The following is a 7166-nucleotide window of genomic DNA, read 5'->3' as shown; positions in this document are numbered from 1 at the left end:
GAGGTACTGGTACTCAGCGCCAGGAGCTTCATTTTTCTATTCTCAGTACCGCTTAGACCTTAACCGAGAAGTATTGCAATGCCAAGGGTAAACCTTTTTGTGAGTTTCAGACTCAATTCTCTCCAAAACTTGAGGTCAAACATCAGAGGATTTCTCAACATATATTTAAGTATGCCTAGGGTGATTCATTCGTAAATTATACTGGTAGGCGGACAGTTATTTTCAGGTGGTGCGATCGCCCATATTTACCAATCTAGTCAATATAAAGGTCGATCGGCAAATTGTAGCAGCCGCTTGAGGGTGAATAATTTGCCTGTAACAAATTGCCTGTGACAAACAACTTTATACACAACCCGCGCGGACACAAAAGTATTGATTTTTACTGCGAAGTGAAGGTGCGATCAGAAGGCGTGCTCGGAAGGTGCGATGGGAAGGTGGAGACGGTTCGCAATCTTCCAAACAGCAAGGAAATTATACCGTTCCCGATCAATTTAACTCCAATGTGTCGATCGCACTTACACACCCGCACCATTTTGTGCTAAGACTTAATACTTGTGACAACATCGACACAGCAGTTTACATTTGGAGAGTATTAGATGTCAGGTAGCGAAGTTCGTGCAGACTTTTGGATGAGCGAGTACATTACCCCTTGGGATATTTACGTTCACGGCATCATCGGCGTGCTCGCTTACAAAAAAACTGCCTACCAAGAAATGTACGTCGTTCAAACCGGCACCTACGGTAAAGGCTTAGTTTTAGACGGCAAATGGCAATCTTGTACAGGCGACGAGTTTCTGTACCACGAACCCCTAGTGCACCCAGCAATGATTGCTCACGGTTCGCCCAAAAAAGTGCTGGTTCTCGGCGGCGGCGAAGGAGCTACAATTAGAGAAGTGCTGCGCTGGAAAACAGTTGAAAAAGTAGTGATGATCGATATTGACGGCGAAGTAGTAGAAGCTTGCCGTGAATACCTGCCAGAAATGCACCAAAATGCCTTTGACGACCCCCGATGCGAAGTAGTAATCGGCGATGCTTTGGACTATTTAGACAACACTGACAACGATTGGGATATTGTGATTTCTGACTTGTCAGATCCCATTGAAGAAGGCCCATCTTTCCAGTTATTTACCAAAGAGTATTTTGAAAAAGTCCGCAAGATACTATCGCCTAATGGATATTTTGTAGTGCAAGCGGGCCCAGTTTCTCCAGCAGAAATGAAAATGCACGCCCGCATTGTCAACACCCTGAAAGCGGTATTCCCCAACGTTCAATCCTGCACCAGCTTTATTTCTACCTACGGAGCTCCTTGGGGTTTTGCCATAGCTTCCAGCCAGGAAATAAACACGCGGCCAGAACCCGAAGTTACCGACAAAATACTGGCAGAAAAAACAACTGGCGGGTTGCGGATGTTAGATGGGATTACCCTGTTGGGGTTGATGCAAGTTCCCGGTCACTTGCGGCGGGTAATCGCTGAGGAAACCGAAGTTTATACTATGGCAGCACCGCCTAAGTTTTTCGGGAAAGGGTCTATCGGTCAGTGAAGTTAAATTGCAAGAGAAAAGTCGTTTGGAGTAACTGAGATGAACAATTTAGTTCGCATAATCGCTGCCATTTTTCTTCCCCCTCTGGGCGTATTTTTGACTGTCGGCATCGGCACAGATTTTTGGATCAACGTGGTGCTCACGTTTTTTGGCTTTATTCCCGGCATTGTCCACGCCATTTGGGTAATTTCTAAGCACGATCGGGGCTAGATCTCCCTGGCACACTCCTTAAAAAGGGGGGGACAGGAGTATTCTCAAAGTCCCCCTTCTTAAGGGGGATTTAGGGGGTTCTAGACTCGGATGTGAACGATAGATACAAAGGTTTTTAACCGATTTTTGATACTAATTGAACTAAATTCCTTGTCGCAGTTTGTAGCAAGGAAGGATTACTAATTACTGATAAAATCGATTTCTTCGCAAACCAATTCAGCGATTTTCTGCGCCGCCCCAGATTCGCCGCGCACGCTGCGGAGCCGATCGCCCATTTGTGCTAATTTATCAGGATGGCTCAAATAGTCGATCGCCAAATCAGCCACAACCTCCGCTTCCAGCTTCCCGATTAACTCTGGCACAATCTCCTCCCCAGCCCAGATATTCGGCCAAGCATAAAGCTTTCCCTTCCCCAACTGCAAGATTAGCCAATTAATTCCAGTTGCAAAAACAGAACCAACTAACGGCAAATTTGCCAACAATCCCGGCAAACCATCCCAAGCCTTCATCGCATCCAACTGCTGCGTCGGAATCAACACAATCATCGGTACAGCTAACGAACCCAATTCCGCAGTATTCGCCCCCACAGTAGTCAAACACAGGCTGCATTTTGATAGCAAATTATAGGCTGGTGTCTCAGTCCAAAGTTCTATTTGTAAGCCATTTGCTGTCTGCAAAAACGGCGTTTCTGTTAAATGCAGTTCGGCGCTGGCGTTTTTAAATAAGTGCAGGCAGGGATTTTGTTTTGGATCGGCAAAACCTGCTATAGTTTGCAGGTCTAAGGTGGGAGCAACGGGAATTACAAAGCGCGTTTGAGGGCGGATGCGATGGATCGATTGCGCGATCGCCAAACATAACGGTACACCTAAAGCTAATTTTGCCGCTTTAGAACCGGGTAACAATCCAATTAACTCTATTTCTCGTGGGGGCGGTGCGCCGTCTTTTGCGTCCGATTTGCGATCGCCTACTTCTGCAATCAAATCTCCCACAACTGCAAATTTATCAGCATATTTTTGTGGAACTTTAGCAAAAACTTCCGGTTTCATCGCCGCAAACTTATCAATCCAGCGATACCACCGCGCGTCCCATTCCGCATAAGTAACAGTCCGATATTTTAGCCTTTTGCCAATCACAACCGTAAAAAATTGGTCGCCGCCTAAAAATAAAACAACTCCGGTTTTATACCAATCCCAATTTTCCGCAGTTTTGCCCGATAATAAGAATCGCATAAAATGCTCCGGTGCTTGCACTCTGTCCACTTCTGGGTAGTTCGAGGCGATTTCTGCTTCTTTCCCCGTGGCGTGCGGACAGGGGGACAGCACTACCGAAATTCGGGCTTCTGTGCCCCTGTTTGCCAATTGCTGGCGCAATGCTTGCACGGCGGGACGCACCCAAGTTGCTAATTCTCCGGGCCCGTTGGAGAGGATTAAAATATCGACTGTCATAGGACTTAATATTTGAAAGGATGCAACGGAGATTTTATGACAGATTTAATGGATGCCGTCAAGATGGGTGATGTGGCGGCTGTGGAAAGTGCGATCGAACAACGCGCAGATATCAACGCCAAAGATGACGAAGGCGCAACGGCTTTGACGGCTGCGGCTGAGGCTGGCAATGCTGAAATTGTCAAAAAAATCCTCGCAGCAAGCGCGGATGCTAACAGTCAGGATAAAGACGGGTGGACGCCGTTAATGAGTGCCGCTGCTGCGGGACATAGCGAGATTGTACAGCTTTTGCTGGATGCGGGGGCGGATGTGAATGCTAAAACTACTTTTGGTTTGACAGCTTTGATGAGTGCGGCGGGTAGCGGGCGCACTCAAGTTGTGGAATTTTTGATCGAAAAGGGTGCTGATATTAAAGCTAAGGATAATAATACTTGGACTGCTTTAATTTGGGCATCTTCGGAAAATCATCAAGATGTTGTTGAGGTTTTGAAGCTGGCGCGCGATCGGGCTTAATTATTGAGAAACCCGGTTGCTTTGAGCGATCGGGTTTCTCGTTAGTATTAATTGCTTTCTAGCCTAGGAAGAAAGGACTAGGCCCAAAGTCGGTGCTAGGAAATGTCTGTTGTTTCAAATTTAATCCAGCACCTCCCTCAAGAATTGCAATTCTATCTCCTGCTTTTGAGATCACTAAATCTGCACCCACTGGAGATATTTGATAGTCACTGAGTGTGCCTGATAGCTGAAGTACATCTCCCTGACTGGCATTAAAGTCGCGAATGCGAGCCTCCCCCGGGCCTAAATACAATTCTTGAGTGGTGTTGCGGAAGCTGCTACCAGGAGAACCCGAATTATTGTCATAAGCCAAAATAACAGTATCAGCACCTTCGCTACCAATCAACGTATCAAATTCGTTGCTACCGTCGCTCGAATAACTGCCATCAAAAGCAACTCCAATAATTGTTGTTTTTCCCTTACCAAAAGCAGTAACAATATCATTCCCCGAACTCCCGACAAAAGTTGCCGATCGATTGGTTTCAAATTGCCCAACTTTTGTATACTGGTCGATACCTGAATCAAAATTTCCTGCTTGAACCGCCGCAGCAACATCGGGATTGCTTGCTAAATATCCAGCTTCCAAAAAGTTATTCACTACAGAAACTTTATCAAAAGAAATTAGGCGCTCGATCCCCTGATTTACCAGAAACGGCATATTCGCACCGCCCTCGACTATACCTACCGGTGCAAAAGCCCTAATCGGCACCACGCTAATCCTAAAATCTCCATTAGGAGTATTGTTAAACAGATAGTTGCCTCTCGTTCCCGCTAGGTTGATCTTATCGGCTTGCGGGTTAAAGTTTTTAATCGTAGCGTAGTTGCTGTTGCTAACCCCTCCGTAAAAATTCCCCCCATTCACATCGGCAAAATCCCCAACACCGAGCAAGAAAGTATCAGTACCTTGACCGCCAATTAGGGTGTCATTTACAGGGGAAAAAGGAAAACCGGAAGGTTTTTCATAAACTCGATCGCCGGCTGCATTCAAAGATACTTGAATGCCAATGATTTCAACTTTTCCTACACCAAATCCAGTCACAATGTCAGTGCCTTTAGTGCCGACAAATGTCGCCGCTCGCGTTGGCTCAAATTGTCCAAATTTTCGGTAGTGTTCTCCGCCAGTTTTGAAAACTCCCTCCTTAACTGCTGCTGCTATATCGGGGTTTTTTAGTAAGTATTCTGGTTCAAAAAATGTGTTGGCGTAAAGGTCTTGTTTGGCTCCGAATTTGACAAAATGATCTAATCCTGATTTGAAAGTGCCGTTCTGTAAAAATGGCACAAGTACGGGGTATCGTTTTAAATAAATCGCTTCGTCGTAGTCAGGGGATACTTGGGTGCGACCTTCTTCGTAACCAAACTGGATAAAGTGGTCTAAACCAGAGGTAAAAGGCGCGTTTGGATTGTTGGCGGTGCGGACAAGGGAAGCAATATCTGGATTTTGAGCTAGATAGGTTGGTTCGTCAAAATACCGCGATACTTTCGTTAAGCCGCCGGCTTGACCGAACTTTTCAAAGTGTTCTTTCCCAGATTTGATGATTCCTGCATCAATGGCAGGTTTCACCCAAGGATATTGGGACAGGTAGTATTGTTCGTCAAAGATGTCATAGTTTGCCATTGTTTGCCCAACTTATGAAATTTAAGCGATTTTATTATAAAATATTCCTCCTGTGTGCAGTCAAGTAACTTTTTGTTACATCGATTTTTAACCAACGAATTATAATATCATACTTATGCGCGCCGTCAAGTATATTGTGTTACATCGCTTTCAAGGATTTTGATTGCAGCATAAAAAAGGCCGATCGCCCTTTTTGAATAAGACGATCGCCCACCAAAACTCAAAAGTCATCAATCATCAGTATTAGCGAATGACTAATGACTAATGACTAATGACTAATGACTAATGACTAATGACTAATGACCAATGACCAATGACTAATAACCAATGACTAACCGATCGCAAAAGTACCGTCACCATTAGATTGTTGGAAAGTCAAATTCAAGCTTCCTCCTCCTTCAATCACGCCCAGCACATCTCCAAAACGCTGGATTGACAAATTACCACCAACAGGAGTCAGGCTGTAGCCGTCGCTTAAAGAATTTCCTTGCAGTTGGATAAAATCGTTTTCTATGTCGAAGTTCCGAATCGTAGCTTGACCGTTACCCAAATACAACGGTGTCGGGATGACATTCCCGGCTGTAGCAGGAACTCCGAGGACGAATGTATCAATTCCCGGACTGCCAATTAGGACATCGAACTCATTGGTGCCGAAGCTTTCATACTGCCGATTGCCGTTGGGAGCGATACCGACTTCTACTCCCACAAGTTCGGTATTCCCCACGCCAACACCAGTGAGAACATCGTTGGTGCGGCTGCCTACAAAAGTCGCAGAACGATTGGGTTCGTTTTTCCCAAAGTTGAAGTAGTGTTCCCGACCAGTTTTCAAGGTTCCAGAGTTGACAAACGGTACGATGTCCGGGTTTTGTTTTAAGTATTCCGCTTCAAAAAACGAAGTTCCAAAACGACCTTCTTTTGCCCCGAATTGAACGAAATGTTGATAGCCTGATTTGAAAGTTCCGTTCTGAACAAATGGTTGTAGTTCTGAATTGTTTGCTAAATAAAAGCTTTCGTTGTATTCGGGGGATACTTGGGCCCGGCGCTGTCCTTCATCGTAGCCGAACTGAATAAAGTGATCGAGACCTGTTGCAAAAGGTGCGTTGGGATTGACTGTGCGGACGAAGGGTGCGAGATCTGGATTGCCTGCAAGGTAAGTAGCTTCGTCAAAATAACGCGAGACTTTAGTTAAGCCGCCTGCTCTACCGAATTTTTCAAAGTGTTCTCTACCGGATTTGATGACTCCTGCATCAATGGCCGGCTGAATCCAAGGATATTGTGAGAGGTAGTATTTTTCGTCGAAAATTGCGTAGTTAGCCATGTTTTCCCCCTAGGGTTTTGATGAGCTTGACAATCAACAGCAATTAACTTCACCTGAGCTCGATCGCCCATTGGGAACTTCTAGATTAGAGACTTTGTAAAACAATTTTAAGTTCCCGGCAAAATATCCGGTTTTTCTAATAGCGCACTCATCCGAATGGACAATTTAATATTCGGAAATTAGGCATTTTGGTGGTTAATTAATTGCTCGCTCGCCTGTTTAATGAGTTCTACAAACTTAAAAACTTTTCTCAGGAGCCTTTTTGTTAAAGATTGGTTGATAGTTTATTTATTTTGATAATTTAATCTAATTCATACTATAGAATTTATGTCAAGTAAATTTTTGTAAAGAAAATTTGGAGTGGTTGCTCAACGAATTTGTCAAATAATGTAACGAAAAATCGTAATAAATTTGTCGAATTGTGTCATGTACAAGCTCAAATCGCCCAATGGCCAGCGTTTTCTGGTAAAAATGCTTATGGGATA

Annotated in this window: 6 protein-coding genes; 3 read left to right on the top strand and 3 right to left on the bottom strand. The window is 44.6% G+C overall.

All coding sequences use genetic code 11. The features are described from left to right. Nucleotides 1-596 precede the first annotated feature (596 nt). Both QUB66_RS26640 and QUB66_RS26635 read left to right on the top strand, forming a co-directional pair. Entirely contained in the window at nucleotides 597-1541 is a 945-nt protein-coding gene (locus tag QUB66_RS26640) for a fused MFS/spermidine synthase (protein ID WP_265233410.1), read from the top strand. Between the two features lie 39 nt (nucleotides 1542-1580). Next, nucleotides 1581-1751: a YqaE/Pmp3 family membrane protein gene (locus tag QUB66_RS26635; protein ID WP_265233409.1), complete on the top strand. Its 171-nt coding sequence runs from the start codon at nucleotides 1581-1583 to the stop codon at nucleotides 1749-1751. Between the two features lie 179 nt (nucleotides 1752-1930). On the opposite strand, the gene QUB66_RS26630 is transcribed toward QUB66_RS26635, so the two are convergent. Further along, nucleotides 1931-3196 carry a lipid-A-disaccharide synthase gene (locus QUB66_RS26630; RefSeq protein ID WP_332970310.1) on the bottom strand — a complete coding sequence of 422 codons (1266 nt, stop codon included), beginning with the start codon at nucleotides 3194-3196 and terminating at the stop codon, nucleotides 1931-1933. Nucleotides 3197-3232: 36 nt separating this feature from the next. On the opposite strand from QUB66_RS26630, the gene QUB66_RS26625 reads away from it, so the two are divergent. After that, nucleotides 3233-3709 carry an ankyrin repeat domain-containing protein gene (locus QUB66_RS26625; protein WP_332970311.1) on the top strand — a complete coding sequence of 159 codons (477 nt, stop codon included), beginning with the start codon at nucleotides 3233-3235 and terminating at the stop codon, nucleotides 3707-3709. A gap of 58 nt (nucleotides 3710-3767) precedes the next feature. Here QUB66_RS26625 and QUB66_RS26620 read toward each other — a convergent pair whose 3' ends face one another. Then, nucleotides 3768-5363, bottom strand: coding sequence for a hypothetical protein (locus QUB66_RS26620; protein WP_321161496.1), 1596 nt, complete (start codon nucleotides 5361-5363; stop codon nucleotides 3768-3770). 331 nt (nucleotides 5364-5694) lie between these two features. Beyond that, nucleotides 5695-6681: a calcium-binding protein gene (locus QUB66_RS26615; RefSeq protein ID WP_265233406.1), complete on the bottom strand. Its 987-nt coding sequence runs from the start codon at nucleotides 6679-6681 to the stop codon at nucleotides 5695-5697. Between the last annotated feature and the right edge of the window lie 485 nt (nucleotides 6682-7166).

It is taken from the genome of Microcoleus sp. A2-C3, from assembly GCF_036706065.1.
Lineage (GTDB): Bacteria > Cyanobacteriota > Cyanobacteriia > Cyanobacteriales > Microcoleaceae > Microcoleus.
The sequence above is the reverse complement of the archived record's forward strand: the minus strand, read 5'-3'. Positions and strand labels throughout refer to the sequence as shown.